Origin of the sequence: Allobosea sp. AAP35 (assembly GCF_001295925.1) — a bacterium.
In the GTDB taxonomy this organism is placed as follows: Bacteria; Pseudomonadota; Alphaproteobacteria; order Rhizobiales; family Beijerinckiaceae; genus Allobosea.
The window spans coordinates 1-24,005 of sequence record NZ_LJHQ01000043.1; the positions used below are offsets into that span (position 1 = coordinate 1).

17 protein-coding genes and 1 pseudogene are annotated in these 24,005 nt (G+C 60.8%); 7 read left to right on the forward strand and 11 right to left on the reverse strand.

All coding sequences use genetic code 11. The features are described from left to right. The first annotated feature begins 485 nt into the window (after nucleotides 1–485). Complete coding sequence (locus tag IP69_RS14535; RefSeq protein ID WP_054143554.1) at nucleotides 486–1,397, forward strand: AraC family transcriptional regulator; 912 nt, start codon at nucleotides 486–488, stop codon at nucleotides 1,395–1,397. 138 nt (nucleotides 1,398–1,535) lie between these two features. Here IP69_RS14535 and IP69_RS14540 read toward each other — a convergent pair whose 3' ends face one another. Continuing rightward, complete coding sequence (locus tag IP69_RS14540) at nucleotides 1,536–2,420, reverse strand: HWE histidine kinase domain-containing protein (RefSeq protein ID WP_082359353.1); 885 nt, start codon at nucleotides 2,418–2,420, stop codon at nucleotides 1,536–1,538. Between the two features lie 291 nt (nucleotides 2,421–2,711). Continuing rightward, nucleotides 2,712–3,827 (reverse strand): diguanylate cyclase, encoded by a 1,116-nt coding sequence (locus IP69_RS14545; protein ID WP_054143556.1) that lies wholly within the window; start codon nucleotides 3,825–3,827, stop codon nucleotides 2,712–2,714. Nucleotides 3,828–4,302: 475 nt separating this feature from the next. Between IP69_RS14545 and IP69_RS14550 the strand changes: the two genes are divergently transcribed. The 6 genes from IP69_RS14550 to galE all read left to right on the forward strand — a co-directional run bounded on the left by IP69_RS14550 (nucleotide 4,303) and on the right by galE (nucleotide 10,836). Further along, nucleotides 4,303–4,671, forward strand: coding sequence for a YciI family protein (locus tag IP69_RS14550; protein WP_054143557.1), 369 nt, complete (start codon nucleotides 4,303–4,305; stop codon nucleotides 4,669–4,671). Further along, nucleotides 4,668–5,870: a DUF6596 domain-containing protein gene (locus IP69_RS14555; RefSeq protein ID WP_054143615.1), complete on the forward strand. Its 1,203-nt coding sequence runs from the start codon at nucleotides 4,668–4,670 to the stop codon at nucleotides 5,868–5,870. The genes IP69_RS14550 and IP69_RS14555 overlap by 4 nt, the downstream gene beginning before the upstream one ends. A 404-nt stretch (nucleotides 5,871–6,274) precedes the next feature. After that, complete coding sequence (locus tag IP69_RS14560; protein WP_082359339.1) at nucleotides 6,275–7,870, forward strand: AMP-binding protein; 1,596 nt, start codon at nucleotides 6,275–6,277, stop codon at nucleotides 7,868–7,870. A 10-nt stretch (nucleotides 7,871–7,880) separates the two neighbouring features. Beyond that, nucleotides 7,881–8,117: an acyl carrier protein gene (locus IP69_RS14565; RefSeq protein ID WP_054143559.1), complete on the forward strand. Its 237-nt coding sequence runs from the start codon at nucleotides 7,881–7,883 to the stop codon at nucleotides 8,115–8,117. Then, the gene (locus IP69_RS14570) at nucleotides 8,110–9,609 is read left to right on the forward strand and encodes a hypothetical protein (RefSeq protein ID WP_054143560.1); all 1,500 of its coding nucleotides are present in this window, start codon (nucleotides 8,110–8,112) and stop codon (nucleotides 9,607–9,609) included. The genes IP69_RS14565 and IP69_RS14570 overlap by 8 nt, the downstream gene beginning before the upstream one ends. A gap of 204 nt (nucleotides 9,610–9,813) precedes the next feature. Continuing rightward, nucleotides 9,814–10,836, forward strand: a complete 1,023-nt coding sequence (galE, locus tag IP69_RS14575) for a UDP-glucose 4-epimerase GalE (RefSeq protein WP_054143561.1) — start codon at nucleotides 9,814–9,816, stop codon at nucleotides 10,834–10,836. 147 nt (nucleotides 10,837–10,983) lie between these two features. Here the strand turns inward: galE and IP69_RS14580 are convergent, their stop codons facing one another. From IP69_RS14580 to IP69_RS21500, 9 genes and pseudogenes are all read right to left on the reverse strand, one after another. Further along, the gene (locus IP69_RS14580; RefSeq protein WP_156323474.1) at nucleotides 10,984–11,940 is read right to left on the reverse strand and encodes an endo alpha-1,4 polygalactosaminidase; all 957 of its coding nucleotides are present in this window, start codon (nucleotides 11,938–11,940) and stop codon (nucleotides 10,984–10,986) included. Continuing rightward, the gene (locus IP69_RS21495; RefSeq protein WP_082359340.1) at nucleotides 11,937–13,253 is read right to left on the reverse strand and encodes a polysaccharide biosynthesis/export family protein; all 1,317 of its coding nucleotides are present in this window, start codon (nucleotides 13,251–13,253) and stop codon (nucleotides 11,937–11,939) included. Before IP69_RS21495 ends, IP69_RS14580 begins: the two co-directional genes overlap by 4 nt. Further along, the gene (gene pelG, locus IP69_RS14595; protein WP_054143565.1) at nucleotides 13,250–14,809 is read right to left on the reverse strand and encodes an exopolysaccharide Pel transporter PelG; all 1,560 of its coding nucleotides are present in this window, start codon (nucleotides 14,807–14,809) and stop codon (nucleotides 13,250–13,252) included. The genes IP69_RS21495 and pelG overlap by 4 nt, the downstream gene beginning before the upstream one ends. Next, a complete protein-coding gene (pelF, locus tag IP69_RS14600) occupies nucleotides 14,809–16,359 on the reverse strand; it encodes a GT4 family glycosyltransferase PelF (RefSeq protein ID WP_054143566.1) in 1,551 nt (516 codons plus the stop codon). Before pelF ends, pelG begins: the two co-directional genes overlap by 1 nt. Continuing rightward, a complete protein-coding gene (locus IP69_RS14605; RefSeq protein WP_054143567.1) occupies nucleotides 16,356–17,303 on the reverse strand; it encodes a hypothetical protein in 948 nt (315 codons plus the stop codon). The genes pelF and IP69_RS14605 overlap by 4 nt, the downstream gene beginning before the upstream one ends. Next, the gene (locus IP69_RS14610) at nucleotides 17,300–18,349 is read right to left on the reverse strand and encodes a DUF4118 domain-containing protein (protein ID WP_054143568.1); all 1,050 of its coding nucleotides are present in this window, start codon (nucleotides 18,347–18,349) and stop codon (nucleotides 17,300–17,302) included. The genes IP69_RS14605 and IP69_RS14610 overlap by 4 nt, the downstream gene beginning before the upstream one ends. Further along, a complete protein-coding gene (locus IP69_RS14615; protein WP_054143569.1) occupies nucleotides 18,346–19,764 on the reverse strand; it encodes a hypothetical protein in 1,419 nt (472 codons plus the stop codon). Before IP69_RS14615 ends, IP69_RS14610 begins: the two co-directional genes overlap by 4 nt. Further along, a complete protein-coding gene (locus IP69_RS14620; RefSeq protein WP_156323475.1) occupies nucleotides 19,761–22,100 on the reverse strand; it encodes a hypothetical protein in 2,340 nt (779 codons plus the stop codon). Before IP69_RS14620 ends, IP69_RS14615 begins: the two co-directional genes overlap by 4 nt. Before the next feature lie 1,038 nt (nucleotides 22,101–23,138). Then, a pseudogene (locus tag IP69_RS21500) lies at nucleotides 23,139–23,584 on the reverse strand (transposase); the annotation flags it as partial. Between the last annotated feature and the right edge of the window lie 421 nt (nucleotides 23,585–24,005).

Consider the following 24,005-nt stretch of genomic DNA (forward strand, 5'->3'; position numbering starts at 1 on the left):
CACGATCCGGTTCGCAATCGACTTCATGAAGAGCGTCCTCGCTATGGCCTATTTCGGGCGCAAGTTTTTGGGTTGGCGGCTCACCCCAACTGACCAGCGAGAGCCGGTTAGTTGGGCGCAATATCTGTTGTCGGAAGCGCTTATCACCGAACCGGACCGTCGGCGCTGACGGAGAGTAAAATTGATCGGGAACGCTTAAAAATATGTAAAACTAAAAGTACACTGCCGCTTATCGACCGCGACAATCAGCTGGGGTTTTCGAGTTTTTTGTTTTCTATTTGCATCTTAAAGAATGAGACCACCAGTTTCTATCGCACGGAGTGCAGTTGAAACTCGAACTTAGCGAATGTTACCTTAAGTAAAAGAATTATATAACTCCATCTTCGGTCGGCCGATCGCCGACCAAAGCTATCGGTACCCGCAATTTTTGCCTGATCGAGAACCCACACATTCTGATTGGTTTGACGTAACGAACCGCGCATTTTATGTCGGCTTGGATCGCGACCCGGAACCATCTCATTGTGCCAAATCGCAACCTTATCGATCTCACGCTCAAACGTCGGACGCAGGTTTCCCGCTCAGTTGTGATCACCTCGGGGGCTACCGCCGAGCACGTCGCGACGAGTGATCCTGTCGATTATGAATTCAGCGTCAGCACCGATACGCATTACCTGGCGCTACACGACCTCGTCTTGAGTGCCGGAAGTATGAGGGTCAACGGTGAGAAGCGGGTGCAATGCCGCGACTTGAGACAAACATTAACGTTTTTGCCGGCTGGGACCTCGGTTGACGGGTGGTGCAAACCCATTGACCGTTCGCAATCCTTTACTGCGCTGTATATCGACCCAATGTCCGTCCCTGAGACGGTCCGTTGCCTTAAATCATGGTCGCACCCGAAGGTGCACTTTCAGTCTCCAACACTGCTTCAAACGGCAAGTCGCCTGAGCGAGGTCGTTCAGGGATCGCTTCCTTTCAAGGAGCTATTGGTCGACGCTCTGAGCCAGCTCGCGATCGCCGAATTGGCTCTTTTCCAGTCTGGACCGACGAGGTCCGATGGACCCGATCGCAAGCTCGGCCTCAATGAACTGCAGCGCATCGAGCGGTACTTGCTTGAGAATGTCACTCACAATATCGGGCTGGATGACATGGCCGGCGTAGTCGGCATGAGCAAGTTCCATTTCATCCGGTGCTATCGCGCCGCCACGGGTCGAACACCCTACCGTTCGCTGCTGGACCTTCGGTGCGATCTCGCGCTTCGTGAACTTGGTGCCGGCAAATGCCCAGGGGATGCAGCCGCCCTCGCGGGCTTCGATGGCGCGGCCCAGATGGCCCGCACCCTCCGCAGCGCACGGGGCATCGCAGTCCGCGATGTTAAGGCAAAAGCTACTAGATCATAACGCAATGGTTATCTAAGTGCGCCTCAACGAAACGTCTGAAAAAGCCTTTTCTCCCGCCCCTAGCAGGCATTCATTAGATCCCATATCGGCCAGGAGCGTCGAACGCTGGTCCTGGCCAGATGCGCCACTTGCTGACACCTAATTCGCCAGCTTGGAGACCTTCATGGTCAACGTCACGATCAAGCCCTCCGGCTCCCATGCGTAGTCGATCGCGCCGTTCAGCTGGCCAGTGATGCTGCGAGCGACTAGGCGGCTGCCATAACCGTTGACCTTGGACGGCTCGACGGCAGGACCGCCTCGCTCCAACCAGACAATCTTGATGTCGTCGCCCTCCAGCGAGCCGGATACGTCCAGAGTCCCTTCGTCCGAGGATAAGGCGCCGTACTTCACCGAGTTGGTGGCCAGTTCGTGAATGACCAAGGCCAGCGTCGTAGCCGCACCCTCGCCGACGCCCATGCGAGGAACGGCGACACGGATGCGACCGCTGAAGGCACCCATGTCCTCATAGGGCGAGAGTAGGATCGACAGCAGGTCGCCCAACAACGCCGCTGTGCCCTGGTGGCCTGGCAACGGCCGCACGAGGTCGTGGGCCCGCCCTAGCGACGTCAGCCGGTTCGTCAGGTCTTTGGCCATCTCCGCTGCAGTCGTCGACGAGCGGGACGCGATCTGGGTCAGCCCCGACGCAATCGCCAGCAGGTTCTTGACCCGATGGCTCATTTCGCCGGCAAGGAGCTCATGTCCTTCCTCGGCCTGCTTGCGCCCGGTCACGTCAAGGAAGATCCCGTACATGTGACCCTGGTGCATTCCGGAATCGTTGCCGAGACCCCGCGCGGAGATCCATCGGATTTCGTCGGCAATCATGATGCGGAAATCGATTTCGTAGGAGCCCTCGATACCGCGCGTCGCGGTGAACGCGGCGCGGACCCGGTCGCGATCAGCAGGGTGGATGCGAGCCGACAGATCCTCGAACACCAATTCCTTGGTATCGTCGACGGCCCACATCACGAAGCCTTGCTCGTCCATGACGAATGTGTCCGACTCGACGTTCCATGACCAAAGGGCAACGCCCGCAGCCTGGATGGCACGGCGCAGGCTGTCGGGTGTCCAATGGCTAAACGGCAAGGCAGGCCTCAATCGCAAGGATTTGATTATCTGCACACTACACGCGATTGAGGCCGTCACGTCACGTTTTGCATCGAGTTGACGTCGGCGGATTATGATTCACTTGGCTGAGCGGAAATCGGGGCAGTTTCAAATGAGCGCGACGCCGCTTTTAGAACGTCATAGGCGACCGGTCCATGGCTGCCTGGAAGACTAGGCAGCGCTTCGCAATGGCGCGACCATAGCTCGGCCTTTGCCGGCGCGTTTGGCGGCATAAAGGGCTTCATCCGCTGCGCGGCGTAGGACTTCAGGTTCGTTTTGCTGATTGCCGGCCGCCACCGATTTTATGCCAACCGATGCGCCCGCCTGGGCCGCAGATCCGAGCAGCATATAATCTTCGCCTAGCCGCGCGACGGCTCGCTCGGCCAGATTTCTTGCGGCACCCGCATCGGCCCCGCGAGCGATGATGGCGAACTCGTCGCCGCCGACGCGGGCAATGAAATCTCCTTCGCGCGAAACCGTACCCAGTCGAGCGGCGACCTGTCGCAGCAGATCGTCGCCGGCCGCATGCCCCAGGCGATCGTTAACGGCCTTGAAGCCATCCAGGTCGAGAAGCAGAAGGGCAAAGGCCTCGCCAGATGCTGCAGCAGTCGCGAGCGCCTCATCGAAGGCGCGGCGGTTGGCGATGCCCGTCAACGCATCCTTGCGCGCGGCGAAACCGAGTTCGCGCTCGCCGATCAACACGGTCTCCATCTGCGTGACGTTGCGAGCAGCCGCTTCGTAGACGCTTAGCAGATAGAGGCCGAGCAGAAACGCCATCGACTGAAGTAGGACATCACCCGTAAACGCCAAAGCGGCCATCAAAACGCCAACGGCGAGCGTGCAGATTGCACAGCAGATCCAGAATCGCACAGCGCGCGAGCAGACGCCGGAGCTGAGGCCCATGGTCAGCCCGACCGTAAGAATGTAGCCGTCGGTGTACTCGGCGTGAAAAATGCGGACGGTCAAAGCCGCGATGACAAGCGTGAAAGCGAGAGCGGCGGCGGCATAAAGGTTTTCCCAGCGCCGCGCCTGGGTGAGCATAAGTTCGCCCGGTGAACGGTGGCCGAAGGCAAACACTCCCATGACTCGCAGCCCGCTGGTCACCACAGCGGCTCCGACGATGCCCCACAGCACCGGATCTCCGGTCCGGACAGCCATAATCGCCCCGCCGACGATCAGGCAGACTGCGATGCACAGGATCTGCGTCAGGGCCCCATAAAGGCGGCCGATGATCTCGATCTCGATGGACGGAGGTAAATCGTTCGTGCGGTTTCTGGTAATGAACATTGAACCACTCCCGACAAAGGAATGGCACCAGGCGGTTTACGGAGAGCGGGCAATTCACTTCAAATGCCGGCTAGATACCGCTTCGGCAATTCGAACGCGCGAGAGGCAAATTCCACTTGCGCGACAGCGCGAACTGGATCGCCCTAAACCGGTCGTTTCCCGCTTCGGCTGTGGGCCAGAAGCGTCGGACGGCGGCCTGAACGAGATGCGCCGCAACGGCCATCATCTGACCGCCGGGCCCGGTTGGAGGCAATGCGCGTATTGGATCAGTGGCCATTGATCGTCGCCAATTACGAAATCGACCTTTCCAGTCTAAATGAAGAGGATCAGGCAGACGCCCGCGATGCCGTCGGGCGGCTGCGTGCGGTTTAAGGCTGGGCGAAAAAATTTTCCTGCGTCGCTGTCGATCGGGCGCCCCGCCGCGCATCACCCTGTTAGGAACGCGCACGTTCCCGAGCCGCCCAAGGAGAACCCCATGCAATACATGCTCATCTTCAATGAGACCACTGCCGAAACCGGCCGCCGCGACGACCCTGCGGCCGCGCCCGCCTACTGGGGCGCGTGGAATGCCTACGTAGGTGCTATGTATGAAAGTGGCATCGTCGTCAGCGGCAACGGGCTGCAGTCGCCGCGCACCGCCATTCGCGTGCGCGTGGAAGGCGGAAAGCGCCAGGTGCAGGACGGCCCCTTCGCCGATACCCACGAGCATCTGGGCGGCTACTTCATCGTCGAGACGGTCAGCCTAGACGACGCACTGGAATGGGCTGCGCGGGCGCCCTGCGCATCGGCCGGCAGCGTCGAGGTGCGGCCGGTGCTGCCGCCGCCGACGAACGCGCCTGCATGAGCGACGGCGTGTCGGCGGCGGCCGAGCGCGTCGCCCGTGAGAGCTATGGCCGCCTCGTAGCGCGCCTGGCCTGGCAATGGCGCGACCTCGCCGCTGCCGAGGATGCGCTGGCCGACGCCTTTGCCGCCGCGCTGCGCCATTGGCCCGAGCAGGGCGTGCCGGACGCGCCCGAGGCCTGGCTGGCCGCGGCGGCCCAGCGCCGCCTGCTGCACCACGCCCGCCACGTCCGGCTGACGCAGGACCCGCGCGTCACCGCCCTGCTCGACGAGGCCGAGCCCGAGGCTCCCGAGCGCCAAGCCGTGCCCGACGCACGGCTTCAGCTGATGTTCGTGTGCGCCCATCCGGCCATCGAGGCCAACGTCCACGCGCCGCTAATGCTGCAGGCCGTGCTGGGGCTGAACGCCAAGGTCATCGCCAGCGCCTTCCTCGTCTCGCCTGCGGCGATGGCCCAGCGCCTGGTTCGGGCCAAGGCGAGGATCCGCGAAGCCGCGCTGCGCTTCGAAGCGCCGGAAGCCCGCGAGCTGCCGGCGCGCCTGGCAGCCGTGCTTGAGGCCATCTACGCCGCCTACACCCTGGGCCGGCACGCGCTGGACAGCCCCGCTGACGACCTGCGCGAGGAAGCCCTCTTCTTGGCCCGCCTGGCGGCGCAGTTGCTGCCGACGCAGGCCGAGGCCTGGGGGCTGCTGGCCCTCCTACTGCATGCCGAGTCGCGACGCGCCGCGCAGTTCGATGCCGTGGGCCGCTTTGTGCCCCTGCCGGCGCAGGACCCGGCCGGCTGGCGGGACGACCTCATCCACGAGGCCGAGGCGGCGCTGTGGACCGCCGCTAAGCTGCGCCAGCCAGGGCCCTTCCAGATCGAGGCGGCCATCCAGTCGGCCCATGCGCAACGCCGCGCCACGGGACAGACACCCTGGCGCGCCATCGCACAGCTGTACGGCGTGCTCGTGGAGCACCACGCCAACCTCGGCGCGCGCGTCGGCCAGGCCGTGGCCCTGGCCGAGTCCGGCGAGCCCGCGGCCGCGTTGGCGCTGCTGGACGCACTGCCCCTTGAGGCCGCCGGTTACGCGCCCTACTGGGTGGCGCGCGCTCATGTGCTGGGCTTGGCCGGCGCGCCCGGCAGACAGGCCGCGGTGCAGCGCGCCATAGGCCTGACCGACGATCCGCGTCTGCGCGATTTCCTGGTTGCTCAGCTGGGCTAAAATTCCTTGCCCAACGGCGAGCAGGTGTGAAGCTGGCGCCGGCTGCCGCCGCTCAGCATGAAACGGACCACGATGCTGGGCGACTACACGGTCAGGGGATGAGACGAACTTCGGCCCTGATAGAATTTCTCGCAAGCGGACGTCCTGAAGGTCCGAGTTGGGCCAACTTTCACCGTTCAACGGACGGGGCTAGGCAAATATGTGGCCCCAATGTTCCGGACAATAGTGCCTTTGACATGCTCAGGGCGGAACCACCGGTTTTTCCGTAGCGCCAGTCCCGCGTGTGCCGGTAATGGCACATAGAGCTTTAATCTTAACCTTCATAAAAACTTTACTTTGAGTATCAATGCATGCGGCGCCGCGTGATGATACAAGCAAATCAGCGCGAATGATGGGGGCATCGAGTGCAGGACGACAACTTTAATCTCGCTTTGGCTTTCGCTCGCCGCGCGCGTATTTATCCCCAAGACCCCGCGTTGGTCGTTGCCGGCAAATCCTGCAGCTATGGCGATCTCGCCGATCAGGTCTCTCAACTTGCCGCCGCCCTGGTGCCAATCCGACGCTCGGGCCGGATCGGCGTGCTGGGCACGCGCTCGCTAGAGGCTTATGTCGGCATTCTGGGTGCCTGCTGGGCGGGCTTCGCCTACGTGCCGCTAAACCTCAAATGGCCGCCCGAGCGACTCGCTGCATTGATGCGCCTGCTCGAGCTCGACGCGCTGGTTTGCGATGCCAACGGCGCGGCGTTGCTGTCTCCCGATGTGCTGGCGGCGGCGCCCGATCTCGTGATCGCGCCCGCCGGGGAGGGCATCACGCCTCGCCGCGAGGGGCAGCGCCTTGCGTCGCGCGAGCGTCTCGCGAAAGGTTACATGGCAGAGCCGGCTTATGTGCCGGCGGACGCTCTGGGCTATGTCATCTTCACCTCCGGCACGACCGGGCTGCCGAAAGGCGTGATGATCTCGGCCGGCTCGCTCGCGCATTACGTTGAGCAAAGTCGCGGCTGGACGGGCTATCGTCCCGAAGACCGGATCGGCGAGGCCTGCGACGTCACCTTCGACTTGACCGTCCACAACCTCTTCCTGTGCCTGGCGGCGGGCGGGTCGCTGCATGTAATGTCGCAACTCGAACTGTTGGCGCCGGCGCGCTTCATCCGCCGGCAGGAGCTGACCGTATGGATGTCGGTGCCGACAGTGATCGGACTGATGCGCCGAAGCGGTGCGCTGAAGCCCGGGGTGCTGCCGTCGCTCAGGCTCTCGATCTTCTGCGGCGAGCCGCTGGCGATCGAGGCCGCGCAGGCATGGGCGGTCGCAGCACCAAACAGCGTCGTGGAGAACATATACGGGCCGACCGAATGCACCGTTATCGGCCTGCGCCAGCGGCTGACAAGCCCGCCGGTCATGACCGAAAGCCGCGGCATCCTCGCCATCGGTCAGCCCTATCCGACGATGGAGGTCGCGATCCTCGACGACGCGCAGCGTCCGGCTCCGCCCGGTGCGCCCGGAGAGATCGCGCTTGCAGGTCCGCAGGTTGGCATGGGCTATTTCGGCCAGCCGGAGCTCACAGCCGACCGCTTTCGCGTGATCGAAGGCAAGCGCTGGTATCTAACCGGCGATCTCGGTAGCCGCGACGCCGACGGTGTGTTCCATCATCTCGGCCGCGTCGATAACCAGGTGAAGGTCAAGGGCAACCGGATCGAACTGGAAGAGGTTGACATGCATTTGCGCCGCGCCGCCGGCACGGAGCTAGCCGCCACCGTCGCTTGGCCGGTGACGCATGGCTCCGCGGAGGGGCTGGTCAGCTTCGTCGTCCGCGGGGAGGTCGCAGAGGAGGACATCCGCGTGCGCATGCTCGCCAGCCTGCCGCGCTACATGATGCCTGCGGCGATCCACCGGCTGGAGACGATGCCGCAGAACGTGAACGGCAAGATTGACCGGCGCGCGCTCGTCGCCCTGCTCGAACTCGGCATCCCCGCACCGGCGCGCACGCTCGAAACGGTCACCTGAGGAGGGCGCCATGGGCAAGGACATCCGCAGTCTCATCCTCGGTATGCTGGCGGAGCGCGGCCATGCCGGCCCGGTCGGCGATCATGACTCGTTGTTCTTCAGCGGCAAGCTCGATTCGCTGGCGGCGACCGAGGTGATGATGGCGCTCGAACGCGATTTCGGCATCGACCTCGCCGACGCCGACTTCGACGTGACGCAGCTCGACACGCTAGCCCAGATCGAAGCGCTGGCGGCCCCGCGTGCCTGATCTGGGCCGCGCCCTAACGCAGAGCCCGGACGCGGCGGCCGCTGTCGGCGGGCCGCTCGCCTGGCGGCGGGCCTGGCTCGGCATGGACCGCAACCCGGCCGCGCTCGCCTTCGCGGCGACGCCGGCCGGCGCGGTGCTGCTGCATTCGGCGTTTCTGCTTGTGCTCGCCGCGAGCAACCAGGTTTCGGCAGCGTCGGTCGCGCTGATCTCCCTAACGCTTCTTGCCTGCGCGCTCTGGCCGGCGCGACGCCTCGCCACGGTCGCGATCTCGGGGATCGTCTATCTCCTGCTGCGGCCGTTTCGCTATGAGCAGCAGCGCCTCTTCGTCGAGCGCACGCAGGACTCCGCGCCGGAACTGACGGAACTGGCCCATCTCGCCGTCCAGGCGCCGTTGGTTCTCGGCTTCATCGCTATTTGCGGGCTCGCGCTTAGGGTTCATCGGCGCTTCCGCACGACGTTCTTCGGTCGACGCCCCGTGGTCGGCCAGTTCGCCACGCTTGGCGTCCTGCTTGCGCTTGGCCTCCTCCTCGAACCCGAGACGGCCGCATACGCCCTGCTCTGGACCTTCATCGCGATCTATTCGGGGGCGTTCTTCTTCCTCGCCTACGCCTTCGCCGATCAGCGCGGCAAGGACGAGACGCCGACGCTGCAGCGACTCGGCTTCCTGCGGCCGTTCTGGGGCGGCCCCTCCATTCCCTTCAAGGGGCTGACCTATCTCAGGACCTTCGAGGCGAAGACGCCCGAGGCGCTGGCAGCGACACGGCTAAAGGCCCTCAAGCTGATCGTCTGGGCGGTCCTGCTCGTGGCGGGAAACGCCATCCTGTCGCGACTGTTCTACGAGGCGGCGGACTGGCCGACGTTGAACGAGGCGCTGACGGCCACGGCCGAAGGCCGGCCGCTGCCGGCGCTCGCCGGCTGGGGCGTGGTATTCAAGAACTTTGTCGTCACCATGCTGACGGTCGGCGCCTTCTGGCACGCCATGGTCGCTGTGATCCGGATGGCTGGCTTCTGCATCCCGCGCAACATGGCGCGCCCGCTGACGGCGCGCACGCTGGCCGAGTTCTGGAACCGCTATCTGTTCTATTTCAAGGAGGTTCTTGTCGATTTCTTCTTTTTCCCCGCGTTTGCGCGCTGGTTCAAGAACCATCCACGCCTACGCATTGCCTGCGCCACCTTCTGTGCTGCCTGCGTCGGCAACGTCCTGTTCAGCCTCGTCGCGCAGGCGCATCTCCTCGCCGAGCATGGTGTTCTCGGCACGTTGGTGCGTTTCGAGAGCTACATCTTCTATGCCGTCGTTCTGGCCTTCGCGCTGGTCATTTCGCAACTGCGCAAGCGCAAGCCGAGGCCCGAGGACGGCTTCCTGCGCTACAGCGTCATTCCGCGTATCGGCGTCATCGGCTTCTTCGCGCTGATGCAGATATTCGCCGACGAGACCGGCCACCTTGGCCTGGCGGAGCGGCTCGATTTCACGCTCGCCCTACTGGGCTTATGACTTGGAATTAAGTGGGCGCGCAAGAGGCTGTGGACGCTCGCTGATTTTGTTCCGACTAGATTGCCGGCCAGCCGGCCGCCAATTTCTTGATTTAGAATATGAGATTTTAGACATCAGACGGCTCGCAATATTGCCGCCCACTTGTACCGAGATGGATTTCGGCACAGGTTACGCCCGCTATTGTGAGCAGGGGCGAGCTTGTCTATGACAATCCTTGTGTCTGGCGGGGCCGGCTATATCGGCAGCCATATGGTGCTCGAGCTGCTGGATCGCGGCGAGCGCGTCGTGGTGTTGGACGATCTCTCGACCGGGTTCTGGTGGGCCGTGCCGCCGGAGGCCGTGTTTGTAAAGGGCGACATCGCCGATCAAGCTTTTGTCGCTGACGTCATCGCCGAGCACCGGATCACGGAGATCGCGCACTTTGCCGCGCGCATCGTAGTGCCCGATTCGATCGCCGATCCGCTGGGCTACTATCTCGCCAACACGGTGAAGACGCGGTCGCTGCTGGAGAGCGCGGTGCGCGGCGGCGTCATGCATGTGATCTTCTCCTCGACGGCTGCGGTCTATGGCGAGCCATCGGTCTCGCCTGTGCCGGAGGATGTCGCGCTCGCGCCGATCAACCCCTATGGCCGCTCCAAGCTGATGAGCGAGTGGATGCTGGCCGACGTCGCCGCCGCGCACGGGGTGAGCTATGTGGCGCTTCGCTACTTCAATGTCGCCGGGGCCGATCCGCGCGGCCGGTCCGGCCAGTCGACGCACAACGCGACGCATCTGATCAAGGTCGCCTGCCAGGCGGCGCTGGGGCAGCGGCCGGGGCTTGACATCTTCGGAACGGACTATCCGACGCGCGACGGCACCTGCGTACGCGACTACATCCATGTCACCGACCTGGCGCGTGCTCATCTTGCCGCGCTCGACCACCTGCGGGGGGGCGGAGTCAGCCTGACCCTGAACTGCGGCTATGGTCGGGGCTATACGGTCAAGCAGGTCGCGGATATGGTGAAGCTAGTGTCTGGCGTCGATTTTCCGGTCCGGCACTTGCCGCGCCGGGCTGGCGATCCGGCCTCAATCGTCGCCAGGGCCGACCGCATCCGGGCCGAACTCGGCTGGGTGCCGGCACATGATGATTTGCGAGAAATAGTGCGTCTTGCGCTAGCTTGGGAACAAATGCTCGAACATAAAAACATAGGAGCCGAATTGCGACCTGAGACAGGCGAACCAAAATGAAGTCTAGACACCAATAATCCCCAGGTGAAGACGCGCCGACCGGCTGACAACTCGACCACAACGCGTGGCGAACGATCCGGTATCATTTCTGGACTATGTTCCTGGTTGCCTGACCCAGAACCGGTACTGAACCGAGCGGCGCAAAGCTCACCACGGAGGCTTATCAAGGGCCTTGACGCCGAAGAACGGTAGAAAATTCCATGCCACCAACTGATCGTTAGTGCGGTCCCTCAGGTTGGGATTAGACAAATACTCGGTAGCCAGCATCCTCACGCCTGCCGCTTGCCCTAACCGCAGTCGCGAGAGGCTCCATTCCACATCCGTCGCACGATTTGGTATGTCTTTGCCACTGAGGCCGGTTAGCAAACTCTCCTTATTAATTGCGTCAATGACCGCGCGATAACTTTCATTCTCTATAATGTGTTCGGCGTTTTGTGGGATCAACAGGAAACCTGAATGCCGCTGGCGTGCCGTCTTTGCCACCTTTTCAACAAGTTCGATCATCTCTTGTCTGGCACTCGTCCGGTTGTGGTCCCAGTCTCCATAAGCATCGACACGATCCAACAGCACGCCATCAAATCCCAAGTCGATAATTTTCGAGAGGATTGAAGCCGAACCGGTAACGATCATCTCCTGCCACCGCCGATCCCAGTACCGGACCACGCGTGAACCTGGCCAATTGATGTTCTCAGGTCCAACCCAAGCAGGCAGCCGCGAGCGCCATTGTGGTGGCCAATACCAGCGCTTCAAATCGGCTTCGCCGATACATAAATAACCGATGACCAATCGCCGCCCCCCGTCCGGCTTGCGCTTGAGAGCGGCCATCTCTTGAGCCGAAATGAACCGGCCCGCGCTGTCGTTAAGGCTTGGATCCAGGACGATAAGGTCGAGAGGAGACTCTACCAGAATGCTTATATCGACATTCTGATACTGGACCCCCCAGGATCTTGCGTCATGGAGCAATCGACGAGCAAACGTTCGGTCAAGGCGTTGTTGGGCCGCACCTGCAACGGTCTGTCCAAGGATTGGCGACAGCAACGAAATCGCAGGCAAGGAAACGCCAATCTTGAGCATAACTCGGCGAAGCTTCGCAAACGGGCTCACGGCCTTGATCCCGCGGAAGACGTGCCAACGCGCTGCGCCGGTGCTCGGACATGAACGACATCGCCTGGCTGGAGCATCGTGGTGGGTTCAGCTGTAATGTTGCGGGGCAGCCCACCCGTCTGGCGGACGATCTCGAGGGGCATCTGGGACGTAGAATCGTTGCCGCCACGCAGGCTGATTTGATCTGCAATCCTTCCAGCAGATGCCAGCTCTTCCTTCAGAGCCGCAATCTCCTGTTCCGCGATGGCTAGATCGCGAGTGAGATTTGTCCTGAACTGCAGATCGATCTTCGCAAGAGCTCCCGTTGCCTCCCCAATCCGCTGCTCGACCTGGCTCGCACTCGTCTCGAACTGACGGTTCTTCAAGCTAAAATCGGCTGCCTCCGCCTGAAGCCCTGCGACCAGTTGGCTGTTTGTCAGGCGCGGATCTGGCTCGCTGACCCGGCTGATTTCGTTCTGGCGGGCAAGGGCCAGGCGCCGAGTTTGTTCGGCCGCGCCCCTTAGGGCCCGCAGTTCCTCGCGGGCGGCGACCAAGACGGCGTTCAAACGACGGATGTCTCCTTGCCGCTCTTCTGCCGCACGGTCGCTAGCAATTGTTTCTGCTTTGATGAGTTCGCGGGCCCGCTCCGGCCCAACAAGCTCCACCAGATCATCTGGAATGCTGGGCCGGATGCGGTCGCGCACGGAATGGAAGGCGGCCTTGCGAGCCAGAAGGCTCGCAAGGCGCGAGCGAACAATTGCTGCCCGCTCGCGCTCCCGACTTGCATCGACTGGGGTCAGGCCACGATCGAGGGCGCGCTCCGAGCCGCCTGCAAGCGCGATAGCCTGGATGGCAATCATACCGGGAACGAAGCGGAAGGCGCCCGGCTGGCGGATATCACCAACCACGTAAACTGGCTGACGTTCAATAATAGCCACGTGGACATCACCAAGCCTGCCGGTCTCTTTTTGGAGGGCCGCGGCTATGTCCCGTCTTACGTCTGAAACCGAACGACCTGCCATCGGAATACGGCCTAAGCGAGGAAGATTGAGCGTGCCGTCGGCTTCAACTGAGTACTCACCGCCAAGGTCCACCCGCTGATAGAAGGCCCGCATCGCTTCGCGAGAGCGCTGATTGGCGCCCGACTGGGGAACATCCAACTGCTCGTAGACACTGACTTTCAGCCGGTCACCAACAGCATAGGCCGCCTCCGTCGTCTCTGTTGCCGTAGCTGCGGGAGCGGTCGCACGCTGTGCATTAAGTGCAGGCGACCAGCCCATAGCGGCAACCACAACAGTACCGGCAAGGACGACGAAACCAGATCTTGCGTTCATGAATGATCTCCCTTTGACGGGTCGTAAGGGCGGCGGATTGGGACGGTGGACGGAGAGCTGATGGGAGAGTTCGAATGAGGGCTGAGCGCTCGTGCAGCGGCTAATTGCTTGTAGCGGGCCATCATCGCCTCTAACGCGGCGAAGATCCGAGGGCGCCCCTTCCTCGTTGTGGCCTGACGATGCGCTTCAGCAAAGGTAACAGAGACGATGTTCTCCGAGGTGTCCTCAAGGACGACGACGGCTGCAACAGCGCTGAGGGCCGCAGCCAGGAGATAGCCAATTCCATAGGCCTCAGGGAGCCAAGCCGTCACGACAAGTGTGAGGCTGCCATTGAGGACGAGGAACAGCGCCTGCAGACAGGTGAAGGCCCGTACCCGGTCAAGGAAGAGCAGGATCGATGTAGCGGCGATAAACACTACATGGAAAAGGGCGCCAATCGCGCCATTGCGCAGCAGACCGGTCTGCTGGAACAGAAGGCCCGAGGCATCGATGGCGACGTGAGCAAGTAGTGCCAGAGCAGTTGATGCCAAAAGCTGCACGAGGATGACACTTGTCAGCATTTGGCGGATTGTGATGTGTAAAGCAGCCGCCTCTTTCCAGATGCGTTCGAGGGTGCCTGTCCCTCGGATGGTGGCGATATAGGAAAGGACACGGTCAAAGACTGCAGTCTCAACCCAGATCACAAAAAAGGCCAGTGCTGGCACCATGGAAATGCGGGCCATAAACATGACGCTGTCATAGAAGGGGGCCGTCGCAAGTCCTTCGGGGCTCAGCACCTGCAAAGACCCAAACCACATCACCCATGTGTCAGCCCAGAGACCCAAGGCACTTAACAAGGCGCCGAGCGCCACCATTGCGTAGTTGGGTCGAAGATGTGGGGGACAAGAATCGCGACCTTCCTGGTGATCGGACGCCGCAGAAAAAGTCGTCAGAAATACCGCCTGCAAGAGGATTGTCGTCAGGCCGAGCCCGGATGCAAATAGCAAACCCTCGACGGCGGCACTGAACGCAAGTTGCTCGGCGGCAAATGTCAGGGCGACCGACGCGGCAAGACCGAAGACGAATGCCCGGGTAATCTCGCCATACCGCCGAATCATTCCGCAGAAGGCCATCGCCGGCCACATCGCCGAGACGATCCCGCAAGACAGGGTCGCGAAGAGCAATTCCTCGGCGGCAATCTTGAACAACCAAGAGAAAACGATCATAGCAACGGCGAGACCTGACACGACACTGATAAGGGTCGTGATCAAGAAAACGGGCGCGAGCGTTTCAAATTGCCTCAGGTAGATCTTGTCGGAAGCAACCCTCACGGCGACGGCCGTGATGGGCGCTGTAGCGACAAGAGACACGCAGAAGCAATAAATAATCAGGGCCTGAACCGAATCGTGGCGCCACTCGCTCTCCAATGTGACGCGGGACTGGATGAGGCTCATTGCAATGACCGTCAGGAGCCAGGGACCGGCGGCAACGACTGTCGCATGGCCGAGCGAGGCCGCAGGCGCCAACATGCCGCGACGCTTGGCAAGTTTCTTGAGCTCAAATCCGATGCCTGCCATCACACCGCCTCGGCCATGGAGGGCAAGCCATAAATGGCCCGGTAGCGCCGCCTGGAGATCGGTGTGGTATAGTAGCGCTTCACGCGCTCCTGGAGCGCTCTTCCGTAGGCTCTGCGCTGTTCAGGGTCGCTGAGAAGGGCCTCGAGCGCCTTAGCTATCTGATCGACATTCAATATGTCAGTTACAATACCGCCCGGTCCAAGGTGTGGATCCTCATCGGAGGCACCTTCGAGCATTTCGCGACAAGCGCCAACATTGGTCGTCACACACGGGCGGCCGGCAGCGCCGGCCTCGAGGACAGTTAGGGGCTGGGCCTCGCTAAGGCTCGTCAGCGCGATAACATGGACGTCACGCAAGAGGTCGATGACGTTGACGCGCCCGGTGAAAGTTAACGTCTCCGTCAACCCGAGTTCCTCGCACATGGCCTGGCACTCACTTGCATAAGCCTCGTCCTCATCGGTCGGGCCGGCAATGAAGGCGCGTAGATCGGGAACGCGCTGCCTCAACTGGGCGATAGCGGCAATGAAGGTCTTGATGTCCTTGATGGGGACGACCCGGCCGACGAGTGCAACTGTAGGCCGTCCATCATCGGGCGCCTCATCGATCGCGGCGAAGCGCTCAAAATCAATTCCGTTCGGGATGACCTCGAGGCGCGCGGGATCGGCGCCCAGTTCCCGTTGAAGGGGCTGATTGTCAGAAAAGAGCGTGGTGATCTTGTCAGAGGCTTGATAACAGGCGCGCGCATAGCTCTCGAAGGAGCGCACCCATACATCCCTCAGATCGAGCCTCGTGCGATCGAGGCGATAGCCATTGTCGATCGTGTCGACGAGCCAATCGGCCATCAAAAGCTCGATACGACGCTCGTTTGTGTAGATGCCATGTTCGGTGACGATCGTATGCGCGCCGAACTCGAGCTTGGCCCGCGCCAGGAGCAGACCCGCATAGCCGGTCGAAATCGCATGATAGGTCCGGGCGGGCTCGAGCGACGTCGTGAGGATGGAGAACAGCCCGCCCATGAGGGAATGCCATGCCCAATAGAAATCCTCAAAAATGCCATATGGCATCAGCCGTCTGTAAGTCGCGCAGACGAGTTCGAATGTGTGACGATCGTGGATTATAGCAGCAAGTTTGACTTTGCCGCCTCGCACGAGAGAGAATACCGCCTCAAGATCATCGAGAGATCCCGTTAGTATAAAGCGACAGAGATTGTCAGCAAGCTCTTCGCGATGTTTAGAGTCAAACTCCTGCTTCTTGCCACTTAGAAAATCGAGCAGCCTTTGGGGCGAAGGTGTCGTGTTATCCTGCCCAAGAGCGATCTCTCGGAAGGCTACGAGATTGTTGGGGAATTCGAACCGGGCTCTGCGCTCCTCGCCCGGGACTACGATAGACAAAACACGAAACGTGACGTCGGGCTGGGAGCGAATAAGCCAATCAACCCACGTCGATACGCCCCCGGCAATATGGGGATAGCAGCCCTCAACGATGAGGCAGATGTCGCAGGACTTGCCCCGCGTGCGATCAAAGGCCGGCACTCCTCTAAATGGGCTCATGGCTGGTACACCACGCGCGACGAGGGGGGGGCGCCCAGATCGTTTTCCAGAGCTAACCGCGTCGGTCCATCAATAGCTCCAGGATCCTGCGCCCTATGGCGAGGCGCGCCAAGGCGCGCATCGGGTGGACCAATCTCTCGGGAGACGCGATCAAGACGCAACGGCCGTCGCTGAAGTTCCAACGCCAGTGAACGCGCCTTCTCGCTGTTATCTTTCGAGAGAAGTCCGGAAGAGGCAGCCTTCGCATAAAGCGTAGCCGCCTCCAGCACATCCAGTGGAACAACGCTTTGGGCAAGAGCATCCGCAGCTCTCATATTGGCTGCCTGCTTATCTCTCAGACGGGCGTAGACAGCCGCAGCTGAAGCTCTGACTGCAACTTCGTGACTGTTCAGGGCACCCATCAGCAGACTGGAAAAAGCTGGCTCATAAGATTGGGCAATTAGCCCCAGGATCGTCTGCTTGTCATTGACTGAGCCGCTCTCCATGATCTCACGAAACGAGTGAAGGGTCGCGCCTTCCCCCACATACGCACGCTGATCCCGCAAGGCAGTTATGAGCTCATTCTCCAGCTCTTGTCTGCCACTTAGACGGCGGTACCAGGCTTCATCCGCAATGGATTTGCTTTTCGACAAAGCCGTGAAGGTCATCGCGATAGCCGCGAAAATAGCTCCGAACGGGCCAAGTAGACCGACCCAGAGCGCCAGGACGACACCTGCGTGCCAGTCACCCAGCCTCAGGAATATGAGAGCAAAAGTGCCGCCTGCAACGAGGCAATGCCCAAATACGGCCAGCGCTGAAGGTAGCTGCCAATCGATCGCGGCAATGGCCAGCAGGACGTCCCCGATAACGGAAAGGAGAGCGACCAGAAGGATGAAAGCTACTTTGCCGCCTGTTTTGCGCCAGAGGGCAAGGCGGTGGTGCTGACGGTGGGAAGAACTCATCATGACGGCTTCCCGAACGACGATTGACCCAGACGCTCGACAAGTGGCAGGACCCTGTGAATAGCAGCGTCAAGCTCAGCTGTGGTTCCGAAGCTTCCCCCCCCGACGATGAGGACCCGATAAGCCGGCTCCGCTCCCCGTTGCACTGGCACCGCCAAAAGGGCACCTGAGGGCATGATCTCGCAATCGTCTTCGTTACGGCAGTCATAGATGCGGGGGTGCCGACAAAAATGAAGCAAAAAACGCTCAGGATCGGCACTGATTGATCCTTCGTATCCCACGCATTCCCAGCCTTCGGCGCTCATCTTCCACAGGCAGGCCCAGGTGAAGCAAAAGTCGTCAGGTCCGGGTGATTTTGCGAGAAACGCCGAAGGACGCAGCCAGGTTAGTCCGCGCCAAGCCTCTTCCTGACTCGTCTGCAACGGAACCGGCGGGAGGACGTCAGGTCCAGGCTTGCGCTGGATGTCCTCAGGCAAAGCCGTAGAGGGTTGGGCATCTACCTCCGCTAGCACGATAGCTCGTTCCAGATCCTTGATGCGTCCTCGCAAGGCCGTTGCGTGATCGACGGCAAGGCCAAGGTCATCACGTGCATCATCCCGCTCACGTGCGAGGCGTTGGCGCTCCTCCTCTATCCGGTCACGAAACGTTCCAAGAACAATGGCGGCGAAAAGCCAGAGGACCGGTTCCTTGAACACCCGGAACATCAGGTCGTAGAAGTCGTCCTCCGTCGTCGTCGTTGGAGGCCCGAACAGCCAAGCACAAAGACCGGCAAGGGCTGCAGCAAATAAGCCTGGTAGGGTGCCATGAATGAGGGCTGCAGCCACGACAGGTAGCCAGAATGGATGCGGCGAGGCTGCCAGCAGCATGACGCGCGGCTGCAATACAATCGCGATCGCCAAGATCACCGAGATAAGAACGCATATCTCGAAGACCCATGATCGCCATCCCTCCTGGCCATCTAAGGGCAGGCGAAATTTGTCGAGCTGCTGCTTGAGAACATTGGCAAAGTCACGACGTGCTTCACCGTCCGGAAGCGTTGGGCCGGTCATGGCAAAGCACCCATGGAACGGGGAGCACCTTGCGCTGCTGCCAGACTTGGCGCACCGAACGGATCAAAGCCTGGCATGACAAGACCAGCTTGCCGAACGGCCAACTGCAGATGTGGCAAAAGGATCGAGGGAAGCTCGCCCTCACTGCGGCGCCGGATCAGTTCGCGGGCCAGGTTAGTGGGAGCGAAGCTCTGCTCGGCAAGGCTCAGCCAGAGCATTGAAAGAGACTCGTCGTCTTCCGTCAGATCGGCCTGCTCCAGATAGAAGCTGGCCATGGCCGGCTGCTTCTCGGCGAATGCAACCTGTGCCGCAAAAATTGGATCGAGGACTGCGAGTTCAGGCGACAGGTGGGCTCGCAAGGGTCCAAGGCCATTGAAGCTCCACTTTTCGAAAAGAGCGGAGGAAAGGGCAAGCCCGAGTTTCTTTTGGCGCTCGTCTGAGGCTCGCAAGAGACGGTCGGTTTTGGCCATGATCTCGCCGAGCAACCCCCTCGCGACCGCCAGGCTGACATAGCTCGTAATGGCTTCGCGGCGCTCACGGGTGACTTTGACGTCGGAAAACTGTTCAACTAGGTCCCCTGCGAGCGCGACATGTCCACGGCTGAGGAGGGCCCAAATCACTCCCGCGCGCGGTGCGTCGGGCGATGAACCGGGCTTTGATAGGGGAACGCCAGCAAGGGCTAGAGCTTCTTTTATAGCCCCGCTTTCTATTAGACGAAGTATCATCGGCAGGCGCGGATAAATGCTTGTATCGAGCGCTGCCCAACGGCTTGCCCGCCGCAAAGCTTCATCAATGGCACTGCTGCTCACGAGAAGATCAAAGAGAAGAGAGCCGTAGTGCTCCTGGTCTGCGGGATAGTGGTCATCGGCCACGCGAAGCGTCTGTACCGCACCTGCGAGATTGCCAGTTTGGGCGAGCAAACCACCAAGGCGCGTGAGGAAATCGCTACCTAAAAGCGAGCGATTCCGCTCAAGGAGCGCCATCTCATCGCCAAAGCGACCATGCAGCCGATAAAGGCGAGCAAGTTTCTCTACGTATGCGGTGTTTGGAGCGATAAGCACAAGATTGGCGAGAGCGGAAAGCGTACCCTCGAGGTCTTGCTCGAGTTCAAAGAATTCGGCAGCCTTTCTTAACGTGCGGGGGCTGTCTGGCGTGCCGGCAAGATATTCGCGTAAAGCCTTGTCGGCACGGCTGGCATCCCCAACCGTGTGATTAAGCTCGAAAACGCGGGCGAGGATCGCGCTACGACGATCACCGCGATCATAGAGTGTGTTGGCAAGGCGGGTGGCGGATTCGATTTCTCCATCGCGCTCGAGCATGGAGATATGCTCAAGTTCGCTTGGGATGAGTGCCAGAGCTGCCAAGCCGGCGCCAAACGCGATCGCGATGATGGCAAGCGAAAGCGGGCGTCTCACGACTTGACCCCGCAGCGAATTTCAACGTCGACGGGCTCGAAGGCGCGCAGCGCCAGGGAAAAATTCAACGAGCCGTGCGTATCCGCCTGCGAGCGGACTGTCTCAAGCACGTGGCCATGCCGACTGGCCGTAATGGTCAACGGACCTTGAGGCAGATGATCGAACACAAACTCTCCGTTCCCGAAGCCCTCGGCGACAAATTGCAGACCGCAGGCTTCGCGCCTCATATGGCGAAGTTGCCAGCGGCTCTCGCGCAGCGAGGCCACGGCGAATGAGGATCGTTCGACAGCGCTACGCCGTTTGAGAACAAGGGTTGCGATCCCCGCGCTGGCATCGAGTGCGATGTAGAGCGAGCCGGCATGGCTGTTGGTACCAAGGATGCCAATGCTTGCGGCAAGATCAGGAACGAGGTGGCCGGGCTGATCTAAGCGCAATGTTTGGAGGCCATCGCGCGTACTAATGGTCCAGCTGAGCTCTCCGGTCTGGGCTATACTTGCCGAGAAAAAGCCGTCGGCGATAGCTGCGTACTCGGAGGCCTTGATGGGGGCAAGCTTTGCTTCCCGCGCCCAATCGAGATGGAAGCGAACTGCTTCCAATGACGCGCGGCGCTCGGCCGAATAGGTATGGTAATAGACATTCACGCCTTTGAGGCGACGCGGCAGTTCGGTGCGCTCCAGCGTCTCCCGCAACTGGCGAAATCCGTGGAAATGAGCCGTCCAAAGATTGGTGTATGTGTTCTCATTGGAATTCACAGCATAAATTTGCCGCTCGCCGCCGACGACTCGGGACAGGGGGGCGACATAGGCCAGGGACGGGTGCTGGGCATCAAAGCGGGTGTCGCCCCCATTCATGTTGCGAACGCCCGCTTGACGCGTTGCCTTGATGATGCCCTCAAATGGTCGCGTGTTGCCGCTCCATAGATAGAGCGCTGCCCTCTTGCCCTCGGGGGCGAGAGCCTGCGTTATCTGAAGGGCGTGGGTAACTTCACGATCGATCGAGAAGGGATCGCGGAGGAAAGCGCGCGGAGCGTGATTGCCGCCGACCAGATAACGGGTACGGCGCGCCTCGGCCGCGTTGACAAAGCCAATTGCCTCCATCAGGCGGGTGGTAAAGTTTTTCGTCTGACGCTGGTTCTCGACGATCAGATCATATTCGGCGGCACGGCTGTAATTGGCAAAAAAGTCCCAGTTGAAGGGATGTGTGCAGGTGTGGCTTGCCACTTCCACCTGGGGGAGCGCAAAAACCCGCCGCGCCGTCTCCATCGCCCTCTGCCCCCCACCTAGCTCCTGATCGGTATCCTCGGCAACCAGACCGACCGTTACGGGCAGATCGGGATAGGGTTCGATCAGTTCACGCAGCATCATCTGTGAAGCTGTGACCTGTTCGCCGGTTCGGCCGTTCTGGACGACATTGTTCCAGGCGTCCCCGTCGATGTCACTGGAATACATAGTCCTGCCAGGCACCGCCGACCCGGCGGCAGGCGTCGCCGTGCCGCGGCGGGGCCGATAGCCGTCGATCTGGACGCCGTTGTTCCAAGCGTCACCGTCGACATGGCTGAAGTAGAGCCGGCGGCCCGATACCGTTGTGGTGTCGGGGATGGGGAAAAGGGCTGAGCCAAGTGCCGCTTTGAAGAAGCTGAGCGGGTTTACGATCCAGCGCGCAGCACCGGTCGTTGCATCGCCATGCACGATGTAGCCATGGGCCACATAGCCACCGGCTGGGCCAACGGCAGCGACGATCGAACGCCGCTCGCGGCCCTCAAAACGAAGCGTATATTCCAGCCCTATACGAGCGCCCGAGCCGACGCGTTCGACAAGAGCATGCTCGTTTGGGACCGGGTCGAGTGCCCGCTCAAACTCCATTAGATCGCGGTCAAGGCTTGCGACCTTGGCATCGAGAACGCTGGAAACGAACTCACCGGTGAAGCGCAGACCCATTTTCGCGAAGATGCGGTTGGCCAGCCGCACCGTTTCGGGCACAAAGGGAACGCCGAGCGAGCCCAGAATAATCACCTTGATACCTTGGTCCGACATCTCGTTGAGCCAGGCAAGATATTCTATGTGATCATCAAGTTCGTATTGTAACCAGGTCAGGACAGCTGCAGCCGTCGCCATGGTCGCAGCATCGGGCAATCCTTGGCGGATATCACGATAGACCAACCGGTACCCGAGATGATTGAGAGGAAATTCCACACGCATGTGCACCTGCGTCTGGGAATTTCGTGGCTCTCTTTCACTGTCAAAAATGACGACGACGTCGCGCAAAACGGGTTGCGCACTGGCCGCGCCGTAAGAAATAGCCCACGTCAAAAAAACGATAGCAATAATGTTGACCATACGCGACACTGATATGACCCCACGCAACACAGATTAGACCACTAATATAGACCATCTTTAGGTGGTCATAAGTGGACGATTTCTATCAATTTGACCGAAGAAGCGCAGTATTCCCCAGAGGCGCTCTACGCGCTACCGGAACAGCAACGGTCGCGACGCCATATTTACTCAGGCAGAGGATCGTGGATGTATCGATGTCGGTAGGCGCCAAGATGGCGGAGCCAAACACGCCGGTTTTATGGGGCCCGTAGAGGCCATAATCGGCGACCACTCCTCGACACAGATCGGATCTGTGCAACGACGCCGATCCGTAAGACTGTTATCCAGCAAAATGGCCATGTCACATTTCCTCAATGCAACGAGGCCTCTTCGTTGCTAACTCCGACTTACGCTCACCGTCCCGCAACGGCCTTATTCATATTTCATTAACCGCAAACAAGAGTCCAGACGGCTTGGCGATGAGTGACGGCGTCAAATTGTAACGGTGATGCCCTGAGAGTTCTCAGAAATCGGGGTCATCGTTAGCCGCTGCAGCGCAGCCCAGCTGGGGACCCGCAAAAACCTCGTGCTTCTTCGCACACACGCGGCGCCATCGTCTTACCACAGGTTCCAATATTTGCCGACCATAGCGACGATGAAGCTCCATATCAGCGCGTTCGCCGCCATAATCAGCATCCACACAATCATCATGTTAGTGCGGCTGACAGGCGTGTCAGCTGGTTGAAGCGCGTGCCTGCTCTCGCCAAACCGAAATTCTGGATCGGATGTCATGGTGCACAAAATCTCAACGATGAGGCGGACGGATGATACAGGCTTTGGCTAGATTGGAGCTTATGCGTGGGCATCCCCCAAATTAGGTATGCCTACACATATGACGACGTTACGGAAGTGCCAAAATCAATATTTGGCCTTTGAAGCCGAGCCCAAGGAGATTTTAGCAGTTTCAGCCGGATGTAATCTAGACTACGCATACGAGGAGGACCGCAGACGGAAGCCGTTGCGCGATTGCCGCGGGGGCATGATGGCGGCACGTGAAGTTCAGGCGGCCTTCTGGTCTGCGGGCTTTTCGGCTTCGCGCAGGAGCCGCCACTGCCACGGCAGCAGTTCGTGCAGACGTGAGACGGGCAGATCGCGATGCGGGCCAGGACGTCGGCGAGCCAGGCTTTCGGATCGACGTCGTTGAGGCGAGCCGTGGCGATGAGCGTGAGCATGACGGCGGCTCGGTCAGCGCCGCGCTGGCTGCCGCCGAAGGTCCAGTTGCGCCGCCCCAGAGCAAAGCCTCGTAGCGCTCTTTCGGCTGCGTTGTTGCTGAGGCAGATCCTGCCCTCGTCGAGGAAGCGGGCGAAGTCGGCCCAGCGCCTGAGCATGTAGTTGATCGGCTTCAGGACCTCGGCACTGCGCCCGTTGATCGCGCGCTCGATCTCAAACAGCGCGTCGAGGCGTTTCACCGCCGCCAGGGCAACCGGGGAGACCGGCTTGCCCTTCACGCCGTCCAGAGCTGCGCCATTGAAGTGATCTGACCGAAATTATTGGGCGATTTTAGCCCTTCCCGTCCGAGCTGAGGCCCGTTGGTCGCCCTCAGACGACGGACCCTTCGCGAGGGCATGAAAGCGATTGTGGGAAGCATCTTAATTTTTGTGTCCGGGGCGGATTGAGCTTGACCACGTGATGAAGCGTTCCTCGAACATGATGGCGACCCGGGATCTTGCTTTGCCCCATCCGCGCAGAGCCATTGTCCGCTCGGCCGCTGCGTCGCGCAAGACGAGATAGATCAGTTGGATCGCAGCGTCTTCTGTGGGAAAATGCCCCGTATATTGACCGAGCGCCGGAGCTTGGCATTCAGGGCCTTGATCGCATTTCGTCATGTAAATCATTTTCCGCTCGCCCTACCGCAACGCTGGTCGC

Bases quoted from the DNA above. Each gene is read 5' to 3' on its own strand.
- IP69_RS21495 (WP_082359340.1), bottom strand. From the start codon at position 13,253: ATGAACGCAAGATCTGGTTTCGTCGTCCTTGCCGGTACTGTTGTGGTT.
- IP69_RS14540 (WP_082359353.1), bottom strand. From the start codon at position 2,420: ATGGACGAGCAAGGCTTCGTGATGTGGGCCGTCGACGATACCAAGGAA.
- IP69_RS14550 (WP_054143557.1), top strand. From the start codon at position 4,303: ATGCAATACATGCTCATCTTCAATGAGACCACTGCCGAAACCGGCCGC.
- IP69_RS14555 (WP_054143615.1), top strand. From the start codon at position 4,668: ATGAGCGACGGCGTGTCGGCGGCGGCCGAGCGCGTCGCCCGTGAGAGC.
- IP69_RS14535 (WP_054143554.1), top strand. From the start codon at position 486: ATGTCGGCTTGGATCGCGACCCGGAACCATCTCATTGTGCCAAATCGC.
- IP69_RS14620 (WP_156323475.1), bottom strand. From the start codon at position 22,100: ATGGTCAACATTATTGCTATCGTTTTTTTGACGTGGGCTATTTCTTAC.
- pelG (WP_054143565.1), bottom strand. From the start codon at position 14,809: ATGGCAGGCATCGGATTTGAGCTCAAGAAACTTGCCAAGCGTCGCGGC.
- pelF (WP_054143566.1), bottom strand. From the start codon at position 16,359: ATGAGCCCATTTAGAGGAGTGCCGGCCTTTGATCGCACGCGGGGCAAG.
- IP69_RS14565 (WP_054143559.1), top strand. From the start codon at position 7,881: ATGGGCAAGGACATCCGCAGTCTCATCCTCGGTATGCTGGCGGAGCGC.
- IP69_RS14610 (WP_054143568.1), bottom strand. From the start codon at position 18,349: ATGACCGGCCCAACGCTTCCGGACGGTGAAGCACGTCGTGACTTTGCC.
- IP69_RS14545 (WP_054143556.1), bottom strand. From the start codon at position 3,827: ATGTTCATTACCAGAAACCGCACGAACGATTTACCTCCGTCCATCGAG.
- IP69_RS14605 (WP_054143567.1), bottom strand. From the start codon at position 17,303: ATGATGAGTTCTTCCCACCGTCAGCACCACCGCCTTGCCCTCTGGCGC.
- galE (WP_054143561.1), top strand. From the start codon at position 9,814: ATGACAATCCTTGTGTCTGGCGGGGCCGGCTATATCGGCAGCCATATG.